17 protein-coding genes are annotated in these 19,198 nt (G+C 71.2%); 4 read left to right on the forward strand and 13 right to left on the reverse strand.

The annotated features are described in order from the left end of the window. Nucleotides 1–27: 27 nt before the first annotated feature. The 8 genes from ACIHFD_RS15565 to pepN all read right to left on the reverse strand — a co-directional run bounded on the left by ACIHFD_RS15565 (nucleotide 28) and on the right by pepN (nucleotide 11,545). The gene (locus tag ACIHFD_RS15565) at nucleotides 28–1,317 is read right to left on the reverse strand and encodes a protein kinase (protein ID WP_397367443.1); all 1,290 of its coding nucleotides are present in this window, start codon (nucleotides 1,315–1,317) and stop codon (nucleotides 28–30) included. 10 nt (nucleotides 1,318–1,327) lie between these two features. Next, nucleotides 1,328–3,580 (reverse strand): TIM-barrel domain-containing protein, encoded by a 2,253-nt coding sequence (locus tag ACIHFD_RS15570; RefSeq protein WP_397367444.1) that lies wholly within the window; start codon nucleotides 3,578–3,580, stop codon nucleotides 1,328–1,330. Next, nucleotides 3,577–4,674, reverse strand: coding sequence for a glycoside hydrolase family 15 protein (locus ACIHFD_RS15575; protein ID WP_397367445.1), 1,098 nt, complete (start codon nucleotides 4,672–4,674; stop codon nucleotides 3,577–3,579). The genes ACIHFD_RS15570 and ACIHFD_RS15575 overlap by 4 nt, the downstream gene beginning before the upstream one ends. An 18-nt stretch (nucleotides 4,675–4,692) precedes the next feature. Further along, complete coding sequence (locus ACIHFD_RS15580) at nucleotides 4,693–5,949, reverse strand: ABC transporter substrate-binding protein (RefSeq protein ID WP_397367446.1); 1,257 nt, start codon at nucleotides 5,947–5,949, stop codon at nucleotides 4,693–4,695. 12 nt (nucleotides 5,950–5,961) lie between these two features. Beyond that, nucleotides 5,962–6,768 (reverse strand): carbohydrate ABC transporter permease, encoded by an 807-nt coding sequence (locus ACIHFD_RS15585; RefSeq protein ID WP_397367447.1) that lies wholly within the window; start codon nucleotides 6,766–6,768, stop codon nucleotides 5,962–5,964. Continuing rightward, nucleotides 6,761–7,657 carry a carbohydrate ABC transporter permease gene (locus ACIHFD_RS15590; RefSeq protein WP_397367448.1) on the reverse strand — a complete coding sequence of 299 codons (897 nt, stop codon included), beginning with the start codon at nucleotides 7,655–7,657 and terminating at the stop codon, nucleotides 6,761–6,763. The genes ACIHFD_RS15585 and ACIHFD_RS15590 overlap by 8 nt, the downstream gene beginning before the upstream one ends. Next, nucleotides 7,654–8,853: an ROK family protein gene (locus ACIHFD_RS15595; RefSeq protein WP_397367449.1), complete on the reverse strand. Its 1,200-nt coding sequence runs from the start codon at nucleotides 8,851–8,853 to the stop codon at nucleotides 7,654–7,656. Before ACIHFD_RS15595 ends, ACIHFD_RS15590 begins: the two co-directional genes overlap by 4 nt. A 127-nt stretch (nucleotides 8,854–8,980) precedes the next feature. Beyond that, nucleotides 8,981–11,545, reverse strand: a complete 2,565-nt coding sequence (pepN, locus tag ACIHFD_RS15600) for an aminopeptidase N (RefSeq protein ID WP_397367450.1) — start codon at nucleotides 11,543–11,545, stop codon at nucleotides 8,981–8,983. A 90-nt stretch (nucleotides 11,546–11,635) separates the two neighbouring features. Between pepN and ACIHFD_RS15605 the strand changes: the two genes are divergently transcribed. Together ACIHFD_RS15605 and ACIHFD_RS15610 are read left to right on the forward strand one after the other, a co-directional pair. Further along, entirely contained in the window at nucleotides 11,636–12,256 is a 621-nt protein-coding gene (locus tag ACIHFD_RS15605) for a disulfide bond formation protein DsbA (protein ID WP_397367451.1), read from the forward strand. A gap of 126 nt (nucleotides 12,257–12,382) precedes the next feature. After that, entirely contained in the window at nucleotides 12,383–13,786 is a 1,404-nt protein-coding gene (locus ACIHFD_RS15610; protein ID WP_397367452.1) for an aldehyde dehydrogenase family protein, read from the forward strand. Between the two features lie 153 nt (nucleotides 13,787–13,939). Here the strand turns inward: ACIHFD_RS15610 and ACIHFD_RS15615 are convergent, their stop codons facing one another. Continuing rightward, complete coding sequence (locus ACIHFD_RS15615; RefSeq protein WP_350731506.1) at nucleotides 13,940–14,671, reverse strand: SDR family oxidoreductase; 732 nt, start codon at nucleotides 14,669–14,671, stop codon at nucleotides 13,940–13,942. A 9-nt stretch (nucleotides 14,672–14,680) separates the two neighbouring features. Next, complete coding sequence (gene def, locus ACIHFD_RS15620) at nucleotides 14,681–15,166, reverse strand: peptide deformylase (protein ID WP_397367453.1); 486 nt, start codon at nucleotides 15,164–15,166, stop codon at nucleotides 14,681–14,683. 91 nt (nucleotides 15,167–15,257) lie between these two features. Between def and ACIHFD_RS15625 the strand changes: the two genes are divergently transcribed. Further along, nucleotides 15,258–15,725, forward strand: a complete 468-nt coding sequence (locus ACIHFD_RS15625; RefSeq protein WP_350731504.1) for a ribose-5-phosphate isomerase — start codon at nucleotides 15,258–15,260, stop codon at nucleotides 15,723–15,725. On the opposite strand, the gene ACIHFD_RS15630 is transcribed toward ACIHFD_RS15625, so the two are convergent. Beyond that, nucleotides 15,722–15,868 carry a hypothetical protein gene (locus tag ACIHFD_RS15630; RefSeq protein ID WP_350731502.1) on the reverse strand — a complete coding sequence of 49 codons (147 nt, stop codon included), beginning with the start codon at nucleotides 15,866–15,868 and terminating at the stop codon, nucleotides 15,722–15,724. The genes ACIHFD_RS15625 and ACIHFD_RS15630 overlap by 4 nt on opposite strands. A 24-nt stretch (nucleotides 15,869–15,892) precedes the next feature. Beyond that, a complete protein-coding gene (locus tag ACIHFD_RS15635) occupies nucleotides 15,893–17,122 on the reverse strand; it encodes a GNAT family N-acetyltransferase (RefSeq protein ID WP_397367454.1) in 1,230 nt (409 codons plus the stop codon). Between the two features lie 118 nt (nucleotides 17,123–17,240). Here ACIHFD_RS15635 and ACIHFD_RS15640 point away from each other — a divergent pair, with 118 nt between their 5' ends. Next, on the forward strand, nucleotides 17,241–18,356 hold the full coding sequence (locus tag ACIHFD_RS15640) for a PP2C family protein-serine/threonine phosphatase (RefSeq protein ID WP_363980638.1): 1,116 nt from the start codon (nucleotides 17,241–17,243) through the stop codon (nucleotides 18,354–18,356). Between the two features lie 117 nt (nucleotides 18,357–18,473). On the opposite strand, the gene ACIHFD_RS15645 is transcribed toward ACIHFD_RS15640, so the two are convergent. Then, complete coding sequence (locus ACIHFD_RS15645; RefSeq protein ID WP_397367455.1) at nucleotides 18,474–19,070, reverse strand: response regulator transcription factor; 597 nt, start codon at nucleotides 19,068–19,070, stop codon at nucleotides 18,474–18,476. Between the last annotated feature and the right edge of the window lie 128 nt (nucleotides 19,071–19,198).

The following is a 19,198-nucleotide window of genomic DNA, read 5'->3' on the forward strand; positions in this document are numbered from 1 at the left end:
GAGCGGCTGAGGACACGCAAAAGACCGTCATCCCGGGCACGGGGAGCGGATGCACTGGATCTCGCCGGAAGAGTGGCTGATCGTGGGATCGGCGGTCGGGGGCTCCTCCGGACCGGCCGTGGTCGGCTCCGCCGTGGGCTCGGGCTCCGAGGTGGTCGGCGAGGGGGTGGGCGTCACGGTCGGGGTGGCGGAGACCGAGGCGCTGGGGCTCGGCACGTGCGTCACGCTGCCGGTCGCCGTCGGCTTGGGGGTCGGCGCGCGCCTGGCCGGAGGCGTGGACGGCCTCCTGGTGCTCGGCGTGGGCGGGGTGGCGGTGACCGAGGTGGCGTCCACGGTGGGCGATACCTCGTCGACGGTGGTCGCCGGGCCGGCCGGGCGCAGCCAGACGGACCCCGCCACCACCCCCGAGACGACCACCGCGACGGCCGCGGTCAGCACCGCCCGCAGCGTGCGGTGGCGGCGCGGCACGAGCGGCCGGTCGAGCGGCCGGTCTGGGGCGTCCATCGCCTTGCGCGCGGCCTCCGCCATCACGGCGGCCGACGGCCAGCGCCGGTCGGGCGTCTTCTCCAGCGCCCGCGCCACCACCTGGCGCGGCCCGGGAGGCACGTCGTGAGGCAGCTGCGGGATGGGGGCGTTGAGGTGCTTGAAGATGATCTGTACGGGTGTGTCGCCCTGGAACGGGAGCTCTCCCGTCAGGCACTCGTACGCCACCACGCCCAGGGCGTAGACGTCGACCGAGGGCGTCACGTCGCTGGCCGTGGCCAGCTCGGGGGCGCAGTAGCCGGCCGAGCAGAGCATCGTTCCCGTGGCCGTCAGATGGCCGGCCGAGGCCGAGTGGGCGATGCCGAAGTCGGTGAGCACCACGCCGCCGTCGGTCCTGATCATGAGGTTGGCGGGCTTGACGTCGCGGTGGACGATGCCCTGCGCGTGCGCGGCGGCCAGCGCGTCGCCGACCTCCGCGATCAGCCGCATGGTGGCCTCGGCGCCGAGCGGGCCGCGCCGCAGGACGCGGTCGAGCGACTCGCCACGCACGTATTCCATCACCAGGAAGCTGACCTGGCGGCCCTCGACCTCGCAGATGCCGTAGTCGTAGACATCGACCACGCCGGGGTGCCGGAGCGTGGCCATGGCGCGGGCCTCGTTCTGGAAGCGCTGGATGAACGCCGGGCTTTCCGACAACGCGGGCATGAGCACCTTGACCGCCACCGCGCGCCCGAGAACCGTGTCGTCGGCACGCCACACCTCGCCCATGCCACCGCCGCCGAGGCGGTCGGCGAGCACGTAGCGATCATTGAGAGTGGTCCCGGCCCCTAGCACGGTACCGAGGCTAACATCGTGTCCGGCGTGCTTTTGGCAAGTCGGTGAACACTCCCGCGAGGCGTGTCCAGTGCTCCTTCGCGCAGGTGACGGGCGGGTGATCGAGGGCGGCGGGCATTGTCACCTCCCGGCCGCCCGCCAGGTCGCGCCCGGTCCAGACGTCGACCCAGTCGCCGTCCGGAAGGTAGACCGAAATTTCCGAAATGCCCGGTTCGGTCACGGGGGCCACGAGGAGCGCGTCCCCGAGCTTGTACTGCAGGGGGTGACGCCAGACCCGCGGGTCGCGCGGGTGGTCGAAGAACAGGCCGCGCATGAGCGGCGCGCCGCCGCCGACCGCCGTACGGGCCTGCTCCACCAGGTACGGCACCAGCCGCTCGCGCAGCTCGGCCAGCCGCCGGAACACCGGGATCACCCGCTCGTCCCCGGTCCGGGCGGCGATGTTCCACGGCGTGCGATCCCTGAGGGGCGCGCGGTGGTGGTTGAACTCCGAGTGGTACTGCATGATCGGCATGAACGCCGCCGCCCCCGCCGCCCGCAGGTACAGCTCCGCCTCCGGCACCTCGCCGGAGAAGCCGGCCAGGTCCCAGCCCCAGTAGACGATCCCGCAGGCGGAGGCCGTGATCCCAGCTCTGATAGACGACCTGAACGCCTCCCACGTGGAGTCCTCGTCCCCGGCCCAGAACGCGCCGTGCGGCTGCGACCCGGCGAACCCGGCCCGGCTGAACGTCACCGGCGCCTTGCCGCACGACCGCAGCAGGTCGCCGAAGGCACGCGCGTAGTGGACGGGGAACAGCCCGTTGCCCGCCGCGCCGTCGCGCCCGTCGGCGTAGCGCAGGTCGTGGCCCCAGGCGTGCTCGCCGCCGTCCGTCTTGAAGCCGTCGACGCCCACCTCCTCGACCAGGTAGCGGCGCTTGGCCGTCCACCAGTCGCGTACCTCCTGGGAGGACAGGTCGGGCATGAGCGCGAGCGGGAACCACCAGCCCCGGTTGCGGTAGGGGCGGCCGTCGGGCTCGCGCACGCCGTACCCGCGCCCGACGAGCTGCCCGGCGTCCACGGCGGCCTGGTGCCGCGGGTGGGGGCGCGTCTTCTGCAGCGGGATCTGCCAGAGCAGCACCTTGATGTCCCTGCGGTGCAGCTCGTCCACCATGCCCTTGGGGTCGGGCCAGGGCCCGTCGGGCGGGAAGGTGTAGTCGGCCAGGCGGTGCGCCTCCTGGGAGGGCTCGTACTCGGCCCCCCTGAACGCCGTGAACGTGCTCTCGTCGCTCCACGCCTCGATGACCAGCGCGCCGACGGGGATGCCGTGCTCGCGGTGGCGGTCCATCTCGGCCAGCACCCGCTCCTGCGTGTTCCACTCGTTGCCGCTGGCCCAGAGCCGGAACACCCACGGCGGCAGCTCCGAGGGCCGCCCGACGTCGTCGAGGAAGCCGCGCAGGACGTCGGCGGGCGCGGCGCCGTCGTGGAAGCGCACGCCCAGCTCGCCGTCCCGGCCCACCTCGGCCTCCACCCGCACCCGGCCGGTCGTCGAGGCTCCCACGTCGTACCAGGTGCGCCGCGAGGTCCGCACGTGCCAGCCCCAGCTCGCGGGCCCGCCCACGACCATCGCGAACGGCATCGGCAGGTAGGTGCGGCCGTGCCGCCCCTGCGCCTTGTACTGCTCGAAGACGACCGCGTCGAGCTCGCGTCCGCGCTGGTCCACGGCGTCGAACCGCTCGCCGAACCCCACGACGTGCTCCTCCGGCCCCAGCTCCAGCTCGAAGCGCACCCGCAGCGGCCCGTCGCCGTCCGACAGCCACCGCACACTCCCCGGGACGATCCGGTCGGCGCCGGTGACGTCGAGCTTCCCGCCGTCGTCCGACCAGCTCGCCGCCGACACCTCGAACCACCTGCCGGTACGGGTCCCGCCGCCGGCGGCCGTGGCGCGGAAGCGGTAGGCGTAGCGGTGCCCGGCCCGCAGCGCGGGCGTCCGCACGGCCCACGACCCGGCGGCGGCCCGCGTGGCCCTGGCCTGGGCGGCGGTGAGATGGCCGCCGTCGACGCCCGCACCTGGGCCCGCGCCGGCCCGCGTACCGCCGTCGCTCCTGGTCAGAGGGAGCTCGATCGGCGGCGCGCCGTCGGCGGCCCATTCGCACACCACGGCGGTCACGTTCGCCGAGGCCCGCACCCGCAGCTCCACCGGCTCCCCGTCCACGGGTCTGGCCGGGACGCGCTGGTCCTCGGTCTCGGCGTACGGGTGCCCGGAGCCGTGCGGCCGATGCCGGATCATGCGTGTACTCCCAATTCGTCGGCGAGGATCAGGTACATGCCGTGCGACCACAGCAGCGGCGTGGCCACGGGCCCCCAGCGGTCGAGCCACTCCTGCCGCCGCCCGGGCGCCAGCAGCAGGTCGGACACCTGCTCGGGCAGGTCACCGCCGGGGGTGGCCTGGGCGGCCATCCAGTCCAGGTAGCGCCGGGCCTCGGCGGGGCGTCCCGCCCGGGCGTGGTTCCAGCCGAGGAAACCGGCCAGCAGCACCCACCGGCCCCCGCCGTAGAAGGTGTCGGCGAGGTAGCGGTACACCCCGCCGTCCCGGGCGAGCACGCGCTCCACCTCGGCGACCGTGGCCGCCCCGACGGGGTGCGTGGCCGGGTAGAGGCCGAACGGCTCCACGCACGCGAGCAGGCTCGCGTCCACGGCGTCGCCGCCGAGCCACTTCCGCAGCCGCGGCGGGCCGGACCCGTCCCGGGTGAGGCCGTCCCGCTCCACCAGCGCCGCGATGCCCTCGACCGCCTCGGCGGCCGACGCCTCCTCCGCCGCGCTCAGCACGCCGAGCGCGGCGGCGGCCCGCAGGCCCGCGTGGATCGCGCCGAGCGTGGCCACGTGCCGCTGCTCGACGTGCTCCTCCCACCAGTCGTAGCAGGGCAGGTGCCAGAACGCCGTCAGGTACCGGACGGTCGCCCTGACCCCCTTCTCGACCCCGGGGACCGCCCTGCCGTGCCGCGCGGCGTGCTCGCGCAGCGCCCAGAGCCACGTCCCGTACCCGTCGAGCTGGAAGTCCCACCAGTCGTCGTCCCCGTCCACCCCGTCGAGGGTGAAGCGGGTCGGCAACATCTCCGCGACCGGTACGGCCTCGCCCCGGGCGGCCCGCGAGACCAGCGCGTCCACCTGGCCCGCCCGGTCGCCGACCGTGCGGGCGCACCAGGCGTGGAAGGCGTCCGCCCCGGCCACGTCGCCGTGCCTGCTCACCCCCTCGGCGATGAAGGCCCCGTCCCGCAGCCACGAGTAGCCGCGGTAGGCGGAGAAGGTGGGCGAGGCCGGATAGGCCCCGGTGGGGGACTGCAACCTCTTGATCACGTCGAGGCTGTGCGCGACGAGGGACAACGAGAACTCTCCTAATGATCAGCCGAGCAGGGCGTTCACGTCGGCGGCGGCGGCCTTGAGCGCGTCCGCCACCGGCTTGCGCCCGGCCGCGGCCTCGCCGAGCTGCTTGGTCACCGCGTCCTGCATCTCCTGCTGCCGCTTGATGACCGGCGGCAGCGCGATGGACTTGAGCGAGTCGAACACGGCCTGCCGGTTGGCCGGCTTCGGGTCCTTGAGGTAGCCGGCGAGCACCTGCTGGTCGGCGACCGGCGGCAGCTCCCAGGAGGACTCGACGCGCGTGGTGGCCGCGGTGTCCGACGAGGACAGGAAGCGGGCCCACGCCCACGCCTCCTTGGTGTGCTTCGTGGTGGCGGAGGCGGCGACCGCGTTGTGGAAGACCGCGCTGGCCTTGGCGGCGTCACCGGGCTCGACGACCACGTCCCACGCGAACGGCACGTCCTTCAGCCCCGCGAACTGCCAGATGCCGTTGTGCCACATGGCGAGCTTGCCGGACTTGAAGAGGTTCGTGTCGTAGTCGGCGGTGCCGCCGATCTCCGCCTCGGTCGGCATGGTCTTCCCCACCTTGGAGACCAGCCACTGCGCCGCCTTGACGCCCTGCGGGCTGTCGAAGGCCGCCTTCTTCCCGTCGGCCGACAGGAACTCGCCGCCCGCCTGCTTGAGCGTCTTGTAGAACTCGAAGAACTGCACCGGCTGGAAGTCGCCGTACACGCCCTTCTTCCGGTCCGTCAGCTTCGCGGCCGCGGCCTGCTCGTCGGCCCACGTCCAGTCCGCCGTCGGCGGGGCGACCCCGGCCTTCTCGAACAGGTCCTTGTTGTAGAAGAGCACGACCGTCGAGAACGACGCGGGCAGGGCGTACTGCTTGCCGTCGCGCTTGAACGCGTTGAGCGACTCCTGGGCGTAGACCGAGGTGTCGCCGTCGCCCGCCACGCCGCCGAGGTCGAGCAGGGAGCCGGCACTGGCGTAGGTGACGAAGTTCTCGTAGTTGAGCTCGAAGGTGTCCGGCGCGGTGCCGCCCGCGATGCTGGTCTGGAGCTTGGTGAAGTACTGGTCGAAGGGCGCGGTCTCGACGACGACGTCCACCTTCGGGTTCTCCTTCTCGAAGGCCTTCTCGATCTTGTCCAGGTCTTTGACGTGGTCGGGGGCCGCCGAGAAGGTGAAGTACCGCAGGGTCACCCTGCCGTCCGCGCCGGTCGTGGCCTTCGTGGCCGAGCCCTGGGAGCAGGCGGAGGCGAGCAGCGCCGTGGCCGCCGCGACGATGAGGAAATGTCTGGACATGGGGGGATTCCTTTACTTGAGCCCGCTCTGCGCGACGCTGGCGATGACATGCTTCTGCGCGAAGACGTAGAGGATGAGGATCGGTACGACGCTGACCACCGAGCCCGCCATGACCACGTCCCACTCGGTGGTGAACTGGCCGTGCAGCGTGGCCAGGCCCAGGGGGAGGGTCATGAACTCGGGTGACTTGATGATGATCAGCGGCCAGAGGTAGCTGTTCCAGCTGGCCATGAAGCCGAAGATGGCGAACGTGGCCAGCGCCGGGCGGATCAGCGGCAGCACCACGTACAGAAAGATCCTGAAATGTCCGGCCCCGTCCAGCACCGCCGCCTCGTCGAACTCCCGCGGCACCTGGTTGACCGCCTGCCGCAGCAGGAACACCCCGAACGCCGAGGCGATCGTCGGCGCGAGCAGCGCGAAATACGTGTCGACCAGGTTGAACGTGCGCATCTCGATGAACAGCGGCACGACCAGCACCGGCAGCGGCATCATCAGCGTCGCGAGATAGACCGCGAACAGCGCGCCCCTGCCCGGGAACGGCAGCCGGGCGAACGCGTAGGCCGCCATCGCGCTCGTGACGAGCTGCAGCGCGGTGGAGGCGGCGCCGATCCAGGCGCTGTTGAGCACGATGCGCCAGAATGGCAACGTCTCCAGCAGCTTGCCGTAGGCGTCGAGGCTCGCGCCCTCGGGCGTGAAGTCGGGCGGCACGGCCAGCACCGCGTCACCGGGCGTGACGGAGGTGATCACCGCCCACGCGAACGGGAACAACATCACCAGCGCACCCAGCCCGACCAGCGCATGGCGCAGGAACTTACCCATACGTCACCCACCGCCTCTGACCCCGGATCTGCACGACGGTCACCAGCAGCACCACGGCGAACAGCAGCCAGGACAGCGCCGAGGCCGCACCCGCCCTGCCGTACCTGAAGGTCAGGTCGTAGATCTGCGACACCACCACCTGCGTCGCGCCCCCGGGACCCCCGCCGGTCATGATCTTGACCTGGTCGAAGACCTGGAAGCCGTTGATCAGCGAGATCACGACCACGAAGAACGTCGAAGGCGACAGCAGCGGCAGCGTGATGTGCCGGAACCTGCGCCAGGCCGACGCGCCGTCCACCATGGCGGCCTCCTGGTACTCGCGGGGGATCGCCTGCAGCCCGGCCAGCAGGATGATCATCACGAAGCCCAGGTCCTTCCAGGCCGAGGCCAGGATGATCGACGGCATCGCCCAGTCCGGGTCGGTCCACCAGCCGGGGCCGCTGATCCCGAGCAGGCCGAGCGCCCAGTTCACGACGCCGCTGGCGGGGTTGAGCAGCCACTTCCACATCAGCGCGACGACCACCCAGCTCGTGATCACCGGCAGGAAGTAGATGCCGCGCAGCAGGCTCCGGCCCCGCATCGCCCGGTTCAGCAGCACGGCCAGGCCCAGCCCGCCGACGTAGACGAGCGGCAGATAGCCGGCGATGAAGGAGAGCGTGTGCAGGAAGGCCGCCCGGGTCTCGGGGTCACCGATCAGCTCGGCGTAGTTGTCCAGGCCGACCCAGCGCATGTCGGTGATGAGGTCCCACTCGTGCAGGCTCGTCCATAACGAGCCCAGCATCGGGATGAGCGTGTAGAGGGTCAGGGGGACGAGGCTGGGGAGCAGGAACACGGCGACGGTGACCCCGTACCGCCAGCCCTTCCTGGGCGGGCCCTGGATGGGGGTCACGGCGTCGCCCCGATCAGGCGGGCCCGCACCAGGCGGCCCTGCTCGCCCGCCGCCCCCGCCGCGTCGAACGGGGTGGCCAGCACCAGGGCCGCCGCGCCCTGGGCCCAGCTCGTGTCGTCCCAGCTCTCCACCTCGACGGAGATGTCGCGCCGGCCCGGGTAGAGCTGCGCCCTGAGCGCCGCGTCGAAGCTCGCCCGCCAGAGCGGCCAGTCCGCCGTCCCCTCGCCGAGCACCACCACGACCTCGGGGTCGACGACGTTGATGAGCCCGGCGGTGGCCCGCCCCAGGATGGCCCCGGCCTCGGCGAACACCTCCCGCGCCCCCGCGTCGCCCCCGGCGGCGGCCCGGCCGAGCGCCGGCAGATCGAGATGGACGTTCTTGGCCCGGGCCGCGGCGAGCAGGCCGGCGGCGCCGACGTACGCCTCCAGGCAGCCCCGGGCCCCGCATCCGCACACCGGCCCGCCGGGGTCCACCGGCAGGTGGCCGAACTCGCCCGCGCCTCCGCGCGCCCCCCGGTACACCCGCCCGTCCGCCACGATCGCCGCGCCCACGCCGCGCCCGATCGTCACCACGAGGAAGTCCCGGTGCGTACGCCCCCGCCCGTACAGCCGCTCGGCCGCCGCCAGCGCGTTCACGTCGTTCTCCACGAGCACCGGCAGTTCGAGCCGGCGCCGCAGCCAGTCGCCCACCGCCATGGCCCGCCACCCGAGCGTGGGGGCGTTCACCGTCCCGGCCGCCTGGTCGTCCACGCTGCCCGGCACCCCGACCCCGATCCCGAGCAGCGGCGGCGTCCGCTCATCGGCCGAGCTCTCCGCCACCACGGACGAGATCGCCCCCGCCAGCGAGTCGAGCGCGTCGGGCGCGGACGGGTCGAAGGGCCGCTCCCACGAGCCGAGCACCTCCCCGTCGAGCCGCACGTCGACGAGAACCAGGTGCTCGGCGGTCACCTTGACGCCCAGCGCCCGCCCCGCGCTCCCGACCAGCCCCAGCCGCATGGCGGGCCGCCCGCCGCGCGACGGCGTCAGGTCGAGCTCCTCGAGCATCCCGTGCCCCATGAGCTCCCGCGTGAGCTGCGTGACGGTGGCCGGGCTGAGGTCGAGCCGGCGCGCGATCTCGCTGCGGCTGAGCGGCCCGACCGTGCCCAGCAGGGCGAGGATCGCCGTCCGGGTGAGGTCTCCGCGATCGGTGCTTACCATGCGATGAGGGACTTTCTTCAGAAGTAAAGTTAGTCCCGAAATATCCCCCTTGGTGCGCGTGCCTGTCAACCCTCGGACACACGAAAGGACCCCCGCCGGTGGCAGGGGTCCTCCGTGAAACGGCGCGTCAGGCGGACGCGGCGTCCTTCTCCCGGTTGCGCAGCGCCCGGCTGACGCCGTCGGCGCCCTCCAGGATCAGCCGCCGCAGCGCCTGCGGCGGCTGCTCGGCCTCCAGGTAGTCCTGCGCGGCCCGCACCGTCTCCGGCTCGATGAGCAGCGCGGGGAAGCACCCCACCGCGAACGTCGACGCCTGGTCGAACGTCCACTCCCGGTAGATCCGCCCCACCTCGGCGAAGTACTTCTCCCGGTACGGCGCCAGCAGTTCGGTGTGGTGCGGCTCCTGGAACCCGGAGATCGTCGTACGCGCGATGTGGTTGGCCAGCTTGCCGCCCACGACCCGCTCCCAGGCAGCGGCCTTGGCCTCGGCCGTCGGGATCGCGGCCCGGCACTGCGCCGCCGACCGCTCACCCGTGGCAGTAGGGTCCCGCTCGAGCTCGGCGTCGATGTCGGCCTCGCCCAGCCGGTCGCCGGCGACCAGCGCGTGCACGAGCGACCAGCGCAGGTCGGCGTCCACGCTCAGGCCCTCGGGCACCTCGGAGCCGTCGAGGATGCGCTGCAGCAGGTCGAGGTCCGCGTCGGAGGTGGCCACCGGCGCGAACGCCTGCAGGAACGCGAGCTGGTGGTCGGAGCCCCCCGCGGCCTGGCCGAGCTGCTTGCGCAGCTCCGCGGACAGCAGCGCCAGGCCCTCGGCCTGCCAGGCCGGGTCGGCGTACTGCTGGACGGCCATGCGCGCCTGGCGCAGCACCGCCTGCAGGACCGTGATGTCCTTGAGCGTGCCGGCGCCCGAGACGACCAGCCTGACGTAGTCACGCGTGGCCATCTCGCCGTCACGGGTCATGTCCCAGGCCGCCGACCAGCACAGGGCGCGCGGCAGCGACTCGGTGAACGCCGCGATGCCGCCGTCGACCAGCGTCCGCATCGAGCGGTCGTCGAGGCGGATCTTGGCGTAGGTGAGGTCGTCGTCGTTGAGCAGCACCAGGTCCGGCTGCTCCTCGCCGACCAGCTGGGCCACGCTCGTACGGGGGCCGACCACGTCCAGCTCGACCCGCTTGGTCCGCTTCAGCTCGCCGTCCACCAGCGAGTAGAGGCCGACCGCGACCCGGTGCGAACGCAGCGTCGGGTGCTCCGCGGGCGCCTCCTGCAGCATCTCGAAGCTGGTGAACCGCCCGTCGGACACCTCGAACTCCGGGCGCAGCGTGTTGACCCAGGACGTCTCCAGCCACTCCTTCGACCAGGACGAAAGGTCACGGCCCGAGGTCCGCTCCAGGGCGTTGAGCAGGTCCTTCAGCTCGGTGTTGCCCCAGGCGTGCTCGGCGAAGTAGTCGCGTACGCCGGCCAGGAAGTTGTCCAGGCCGACGTAGGCCACGAGCTGCTTGAGCACCGAGGCGCCCTTGGCGTACGTGATGCCGTCGAAGTTGACCTCGACCGCCTGCATGTCCGGGATGTCCGCGGCGATGGGGTGGGTCGAGGGGAGCTGGTCCTGGCGGTAGGCCCAGGCCTTCTCCACGTTCGCGAACGTGGTCCACGCGCCCTTGCCCCACCTGGTGGCCTCGGCCTGGGCCAGGACGGACATGTAGGTGGCGAACGACTCGTTCAGCCACAGGTCGTCCCACCAGCGCATGGTGACCAGGTCGCCGAACCACATGTGCGCCATCTCGTGCAGGATCGTCTCGGCGCGCCGCTCGACCACCGCGTCGGTGACCCGGGAGCGGAAGACGTAGTCCTCCAGGAACGTCACGCAGCCCGCGTTCTCCATGGCCCCGGCGTTGAACTCGGGCACGAAGCACTGGTCGTACTTCCCGAACGGGTAGCGGACCCCGAACACCTTGTGGAAGAAGTCGAAGCCCTGCCGGGTGACCTCGAGGATGTTGCCGGCGTCGAGGTGCTCGGCCAGCGAGGCCCGGCAGTAGATCCCCAGCGGGATGCCGTCGTGCTCCGAGGTCACCTTGTGGTACGGCCCCGCCACCAGCGCGGTGATGTACGTCGACATGACCGCCGTGGGCGGGAACTCCCACCGCCTGGCCGGGGCCACCGCCCCGTGCCTGCCGCCCTGCTCCGGCAGCTCCTCGACCGCCGAGGCGGCGGCGTTGGAGACGACCTCCCAGTCGGCCGGGGCCAGCACGGCGAGCTGGAAGGTGGCCTTGAGGTCGGGCTGGTCGAAACAGGCGTACATGCGGTGCGCGTCGGCCGTCTCGAACTGGCTGTGCAGGTAGACCTTCTTGTCCACCGGGTCGACGAAGCGGTGCAGGCCCTCGCCGGTGCGCATGTAGCTGCAGTCGGCGTCCACGCGCAGCTCGTTGGCCGCGGCCAGCGACGGGAGCGGGAAACGGCCCTTCTCCTCGTCGTAGGCGGACACGTCGAGGTCCTCGCCGTTGAGCGTCACCTTGCGCACGTGGGCGCCGTGCAGGTCGATGAAGGTGGACGCGCCCGGCCGGGCGCTGGTGAAACGGACTGTGGTGACGCTCTCGAAGCGCTCCTCTCCCTCGGTCAGGTCGAGTGCGACCTCGTACGACTCGACCTCCAGCAACCGGGCGCGCTCACGAGCCTCGTCCCGGGTCAGATTGCCTGCCAAGTTGCGCTCCTTTTCACCACTTCATCGAACTTTGTCCGTATCGTGCCACGCTGGGAATAGGACCCGATCCACCTCAGGTTACGGGTCCACATGAGCGAAAAGATTCCCGTGGATCTGTGGTTCGATCCTGCCTGTCCCTTCGCATGGGTCACGTCACGATGGCTTCTCGAAGTTGAGAAGGTCCGTCCCATCGAGCCTCGCTGGCGCATCATGTCCCTCTACGTGCTCAACGTGGACAAGGACATCCCGGATGAGTACCGCAAGTCGACCGAACGGGCCAGGGGCACCGTCCGGGTCGTCGCCGCCGCGGCCGCCAAGCACGGCGAGCAGATCCTCGGCCCGCTCTACACCGAACTCGGCACCCGCCTGCACAACCAGGGCCTGGGCAGGGAGCCGGAGCGCCTGCGCGAGGTCATCGCGGGCGCGCTCGAAGCGACGGGGCTCGAGGAGGAGCTCATCGAGGCCATCGACTCCGACGAATGGGACGAGGCCATCCGCACCTCCCACAACGAGGGCATCGACCTCGTCGGCCAGGAGGTCGGCACCCCGGTCATCCGGGTCGGCGCCAACGCCTTCTTCGGGCCGGTGATCACCAAGATCATCAGGGGTGAGGACGCGGGCCGGCTCTGGGACGGCGTGCTCGCCGTCACGTCCTTCGAGGATTTCTTCGAGCTGAAGCGCAGCAGGACCAAGCGCCCCGAATTCGACTAACTCTCTCATTTTACAGGGGTCAATCATCGTACGCTGGCGGAAGAACGCTGCTTGCGGTGTAGAAGACTTATCCCCGCATCAGGACAAGCCTCTCACCGCCGCCTGAGCTCCTGACAGGATGGTGCTATGCGTCAGCTGTACATCGGCGGCTCCTGGACCGCTTCTGCGTCGGACGAGTCAATCGACGTCGTCAACCCGGCCACGGAAGAGATCATCGACCGCGTGCCCGCGGGATCTCCCGACGACGTCGAGTCGGCCGCGGGCGCCGCTCGAAAGGCCTTCCCCGGCTGGTCGGAAACCACCGCCTCGGAGCGCGGCAAGCTGCTCGGCGACGCCGCCGAGCTGCTGAAGCAGCGCTCCGAGGAGATCGCCAAGACGATCGCCACCGACATGGGCGCGCCGCTGGGTTTCGCGCGCAGGGTGCAGACGCTCATGCCGGCGACCGTGCTGTCCTCCTACGCGCAACTCGCCGAGACCCACCCCCGCGAGTCGCGCGTCGGCAACTCGATGGTGGTCAAGGAGCCCATCGGGGTGGTCGCCGCGATCACGCCGTGGAACTACCCGCTGCACCAGATCATCTGCAAGGTGGCCCCCGCGCTGGCCGCCGGCTGCACCGTGGTGCTCAAGCCGAGCGAGGTGGCGCCGCTGGCGGCGTACGCGCTGGCGGAGATCTTCGCCGAGGTGGGCCTGCCGCCGGGCGTGTTCAACCTGGTCAGCGGGCGCGGCCCGGTCGTCGGCGAGGCCATGGCCGCCCACCCCGAGGTGGACATGGTCTCCTTCACCGGCTCGACCGCCGCCGGGCGCAGGGTGGCCGCGCTCGCCGCCGAGTCCGTCAAGCGGGTCGCGCTCGAACTCGGGGGCAAGTCGGCGAACATCATCCTCCCCGACGCCGATCTGGCGCTGGCTGTCAAGGTCGGCGTCGCCAACTGCTTCGTCAACGCCGGCCAGACCTGCTCGGCGTGGACCCGCATGATCGTCCACCGCGACCAGTACGACGAGGCCGTCCGCCTGGCCGTCGAGGCGGCGCGCGGCTACACCGTCGGCGACCCCTTCGACGAGTCCACCAAGATCGGCCCGCTGGTCTCCGCCACCCAGCGCGACCGCGTGGTCCGCTACATCAACCGGGGCCAGGAGGAAGGCGCCCGGCTGGTGGCCGGCGGCACCGAGCGGCCCCTCGATCGCGGTTACTACGTGGAGCCCACCGTGTTCGCGGCGGTGGAGCCGGGGATGACGATCGAGCAGGAGGAGATCTTCGGGCCGGTGCTGTCGCTCATCCCGTACACGAGCGAGGACAAGGCCGTCGCGATCGCCAACGACACGAAGTACGGCCTGGCCGGAGCGGTCTGGGCGGCCACCGAGGACCGCGCGATCGCCGTCGCCCGGCGGCTGCGCACGGGGCAGGTGGCCATCAACGGCGGCCGCTTCAACCCGCTGGCGCCTTTCGGCGGCTACAAACAGTCGGGGGTGGGGCGGGAGCTGGGGGAGCAGGGCCTGGAGGAATACCTCGAGACCAAGGCTATGCAGCTGTAACGCCGTGCCGGCGGCTCCCTCGGCGCATCGGGTCGTGGGGCTGCCCACGGCCCGTCTCGCGCCGTCTCGCGCCGCGCCGGGTGTGGCATCCATTAGGGGCGCCGCCCCCGGGTTGCGTGGGTGAGGGGCGGCGCCGACGGGAAGAGAGGTGGGTCAGATGAGCAGGCCGCCCGTGGCGTTGAGGTTCTGGCCGGTGATCCAGCGCGAGTCGGGCCCCGCCAGGAAGGCGACCACGGAGGCGATGTCGCCGGGCTGCCCGAGCCGTCCTAGCGCCGTCATCGCCGCCGTCTGCTCCAGCGCCTCCGGCGGGTTGGCCCCCCGCAGCATGTCCGTGTCGGTGGCGCCGGACGAGACCACGTTGACGGTGATCCCGCGCCCGCCCAGCTCCCGCGCCGCCACCTTGGCGAACTGCTCGACGGCCCCCTTGCTGCCGCAGTAGAGCGTCAGGGCGGGAGCGGGCACCTGCGTGTTGAGCGTGGAGATGTTGATGATGCGCCCGCCGTCGCGCATCACCCGCGCGGCCCACTGCATGGCCAGGTAGACCGACCGGGTGTTGACCGCGAACACCCGCTCGTACTCCTCGTCCGTGATCTCCGCCATGGGCTTCTGCCCGAGCACGGCGGCGGCGTTGTTGACCAGGATGTCGAGCCCGGGCAGCCGCGACCCGGCCTCGTCGAACAGCCGCGCCAGATCCTCCTTGCTGCCCAGATCGGCCTGTACGGCGTGCGCCCCCGTCTCCTTGGCGACCTGCTCCGCGGCCTCGGTCGAGCGCTCGTAGCAGAAGACGACCTCCGCCCCGTCGGCGGTCAGCCGCTCCACGATGGCCTTGCCGATTCCCCTGGATCCTCCTGTGACCAACGCGCCTTTCCCGGAAAGTATGCTCATGCGCCCAACCTATGCGCGGAGCATGATCTTGCGGGCTTCGTTTCGCGGCAGGCGATCGACGTACAGCTTGCCGTCGAGGTGCTCGGTCTCGTGCTGGAAGCAGCGCGCGAGCGACCCGCGGGCCTTGATCCGTACCGGACGCTGGAGCCTGTCGATCCCCTCGACGGTCACGCCCGCGGCCCGCGCCACCGGGGCGTAGATCGGCAGCCGCGTCTGCCGGTCGGGCACGGACAGGCAGCCCTCCTCGTCCGTCACTTCCTCCGGGTCGTCAACGCTCAGCACCGGGTTGAGCACGTGACCCTTGCGCCCGGCGATGTCGTACACGAACAGCCGGCGCGACACGCCGATCTGCGGGCCGGCCAGGCCCACGCCGTTGACCGCGTACATCGCCTGGAACATCTCGTCGATCAGCCGGCGCAGCTCGCGGTCGAAATCCGTCACGGGATCGGCGGGCGTGCGCAGGACCGGATCGCCGATGACACGGATCTCACGCATGGACATCTACTTTCGTAAGGACTGGACAACGGTAGAGGTCCTTACTCTAGCCAGCGAGGCTCATTCGCGGGGGCTGTGGAAGACTGGGCGGGTGCGTGTCTACATCGGTGCCGACCATGCCGGCTATGAGCTCAAGAACCACCTCGTGTCCTGGCTGAAAGACCACGGTCACGAGGTCACCGACTGCGGTCCCTTCGTCTACGACGCCGAGGACGACTATCCCGCGTTCGTGCTGCGCGCGGCCGAGGGCGTCGCGGGCGACCCCGGCAGCCTGGGGGTGGTCATCGGAGGCTCGGGCAACGGCGAGCAGATCGCCGCCAACAAGGTACGCGGCATCCGCGCCGCGCTGGCCTGGAGTGAGGAGACGGCCGGCCTGGCCCGCGAGCACAACAACGCCAACGTGGTCAGCCTCGGCGCGCGCATGCACTCCACGGAAGACGCCACCAGGTTTGTGGAGGTCTTCCTGACCACGGTGTTCACCGGCAGCGAGCGCCACAGCAGGCGCATCGCGCAGCTGACCACGTACGAGACGATCGGTCAGCTGCCCTCGCTGCCCTAGCCCTTGCGCTTGACGTCGCGTTTGGGCATCTCGTCGCGCAGAGGCCGCCGGTCGGCGGCCTCCTGCTGCTCCTTCGACGGTTTCGACACGTCGCGGGCACGCATGGCGATGGTCGCGGTGATCTGCAGGCTCTGCAATGCCATGCCTTCGACCTTACGCCAGGCTCATCAGAAGACGAGGCCGCACCACGGTTTCGGGCTCCACGACATCGCGGTGGCCAGCGCGCGTACCGAGCCGCTTGAGTGCTCGCGCAGCAGGCCCGCCTCCAGCGACTCCACGAGCAGGCCGTCGCCCATGTAGGCCGAGCCGAGCACGGCCACCGGCAGCGTCACGTCCGGCTCGTCCTCGACCGGCTTGCACTCGGCGCCGGTCGGGTCGGCGGTGAGCCGCCAGCGCCCGGCGTTCCACGGGCACACGTCGTCCTCGACCTCGATCACCACGTCCACCGGTGCCGAGTAGGCGCGCGAGGTGAGCGCCTTGTCGACCTCGACCACGCGTACCCACAGATCGTCCGCCCAGCTCGCGCGGAGCTGGCGCTGGTCGGCGATCAGCGCGATCAGCGGGTCGTCCACCGGCCTGCCGCCCGCCTCGATCTTGGAGACGAGGTCGCGGTCGAGGATGTTGCGCCAGAGCAGGGCGTAGGCCGCCGGGTCGGTGGCCTCCAGTTCCTGCAGCTTCAGCTCCCCGTCGGGGATGCCGTTGGCGTCCCAGGACCCCTTGATCCGGAACAGCGCGTAGCCGCGCACGCCGTCGTCGTCCTCGGCGAGCACCGAGCGCAGCGGTCCGTTGCCGCGCTGGTCGAACTCCTCGTCGGCCAGCACCGCGTCCCAGTTGTGCGGCTGGCGGTCATAGCGACCCGGGCGGCGGGTCGCGACGGAGGCGAACACCCGCTCCAGGTCGGCGCGGACGTCGGCGGGCGTGGCCACCCTGAGCCTGAGCGACGGGTCCACGGGGGCGCTCCCGACGAACGCGGAGCCGGCCTTGTTGATGCGGAACGACAGCTCGTGCGAGGCCCTGCCGTATCCGTAGCGGCCGTAGATGGCCGCCTCGGAGGCGTAGAGCGCGGCGACGCTCTCGCCGCGCTCGCGGATGTCGGCGAGTTGCCTGCGCATCAGCGCGGACAGGATGCCGCGGCGGCGGTGCGAGGGGAGCACGCTGACGCTCGTCACGCCCGCGACGGGGAGCCGGCCGCCGGGGACGGTCATGGTGAGGCTCAGGACGGCGGTGGTGCCCGCGATGACATCGCCGTCAAAGGCCGCCAGCGTGCGATCGAACTCGGTCTCCGCCTTGAACCGTTCCCGTTGCTGGGGGTGCGGAGTCCAGCCGAACGCTTCTTCGAGGACCGGGAAATAGACCGGCCACTCGGACTCGTCAATCGGACGGATCGGATACGTCATCTGTCCACGGTAGGAGCGGGCAAAGGGGGACGGCCACCCAATATACGTGCTTAATGATCAAGGCCTTGGTCAAGTGGGCTGCCCAAACACGGGTCAGACCGATACAGTCAGGCGCATCATGAGTACCCGTCCGGCGCCGCTGATCCCGCCACGGGTCCGCGCGGTCTTGGTGCGGGTGCCGTTTCTGGTGGCTGCCGTGCGGTTCGTCCGGCGTGGCCCGCTGGCCCGCGACCGCAACCTGCTCGTCGCGCTGACCACGCTCGCGCTCGTCATCGGGTTCCTGGCGGCGAAGGTTTCGACCGAATTCTTCTCGCCGTCGCTGCTCATCCTGGTCACCCTGATCGGCGGGCTCCAGCTGCGGCTGCGCAGCCTGGTCAAGCTGCTGGTGGGGGTCGGGGCCGCGCTCGGCTACATCGCGATCACGCTGGGCGTGGGCCGCGTCGGGCTGGGGCTCATGGTGACGATCGGGTTCACCACTGTGCTGGCCGTGCTGATGGCGCGTACCAGGGGCAAGCTGGGCGTCCAGGGGCTGCGCGGCGACGCGATGCTGCTGGAGCTGCGCGACCGGCTCAGGAGCCAGGGCGAGCTGCCCGCGCTGCCGAAAGACTGGGGCGGCAAGGTCGTGCTCAAGCAGGCGGGCGGGTCCTCGTTCGGCGGTGACTTCCTGGTCTCCATGCGCGACGGCAACTCCGTGGAGATCGCGCTGGTCGACGTGTCGGGCAAGGGGGTCGACGCGGGCACCAGGGCGCTGCTGCTGTCGGGCACGTTCGGCGGGCTGCTCGGCTCGGTCGAGGACTTCCTGCCCGCGTGCAACACCTACCTGCACCGGCAGCGGGGCGACGAGGGCTTCGTGACCGCGGTGCACGTACGCCTCGACCTCGAGACCGGCGACTACACGATCACCTCGGCCGGTCATCCGCCGGTGGTGAAGTTCGACGCGGGCACCGGAAACTGGCAGGTGGCCACGGCCAAGGGCGTGGTGCTCGGCGTCGTCCCCGACCTGCACTGCGAGCCCGACAGCGGCACCCTGCGCAAGGGTGACGCGCTGCTGCTCTACACCGACGGGCTGATCGAGCAGCCGGGCCGCGACATCGACGCCGGGCTCGACCGGCTGCTCGGGGAGGCGGAGCGGCTGCTGCCGTCCGGTTTCCGCGACGGCGCCAGAGCCCTGGTCAACGCCATGTCCTCGGGCCACAACGACGACTGCGCGCTGGTGCTGATCTGGCGGCCCTAGACCGGTGACGTTTCACACGGGGCGGTCGTGATCGTGCTCACTGGCGGCGTCCTCGCGCTGCTGAGATCCTCTAGGGGTTCGGGCCCGGGGGAGCGGCGCGGCTCCACCGGACCCGTCTCAGATCCACCCGGAGTCGCTCGCGATGCGTACGGCGTCGAGACGGTTGCGGGCGCCCGTCTTGCACATGATCCGCGACAGATGGTTACGCACAGTGCCCACCGACAGGAAGAGCTGGTCGGCGATCTCCGTGGAACGCGCGCCGCCCGCGGCGATCCGCAGCACGTCGAGCTCCCGCCGGGTCAGCGGGTTCGTCGCGCATTGGAGCGCGGCCACGGCCAGCTCCGCCTCGATCGCCCGGCCGCCCTCCGCGACCTGGCGCACTCCCTCGGCGAGGCGCTCCGGCCCCACGCACAGGCTCATGAACCCCAGCGCGGGCCCCGCCAGCGCCTTGCGCACCTGCCCGGGGTTGGGGCGGGCCGACAGCATCAGCACCCCGCAGCGCGGCGCCAGCTCGGCGAGCTGGACGGCCACCGGCAGCCCCGGCAGGTCGAGGTCGACGACCGCCACGTCGGGCCCGTACGCCAGCGCCGCCCGCACCGCCGCCTCGGGACAGCCGACCTCGGCGACGACGCGCAGATCAGGCTCGGCCTCCAGGGTGGCGAGCAGTCCGCGGCGGACCAAGGGCAGGTGCTCGGCGATCATAATCTGAATCAAGTCGACCCCCTTCGTCGTCACCCAGAGTGATTGTTCGATAGCGGACTGTCAATCCTCTCTAAATGGCACGCAAGCCGTGGAGCGGGGGTTGTTCGACTACCCTGGGGCTGTCGGACGGTTCGTCCACC

This window comes from Nonomuraea sp. NPDC051941 (genome assembly GCF_044593615.1).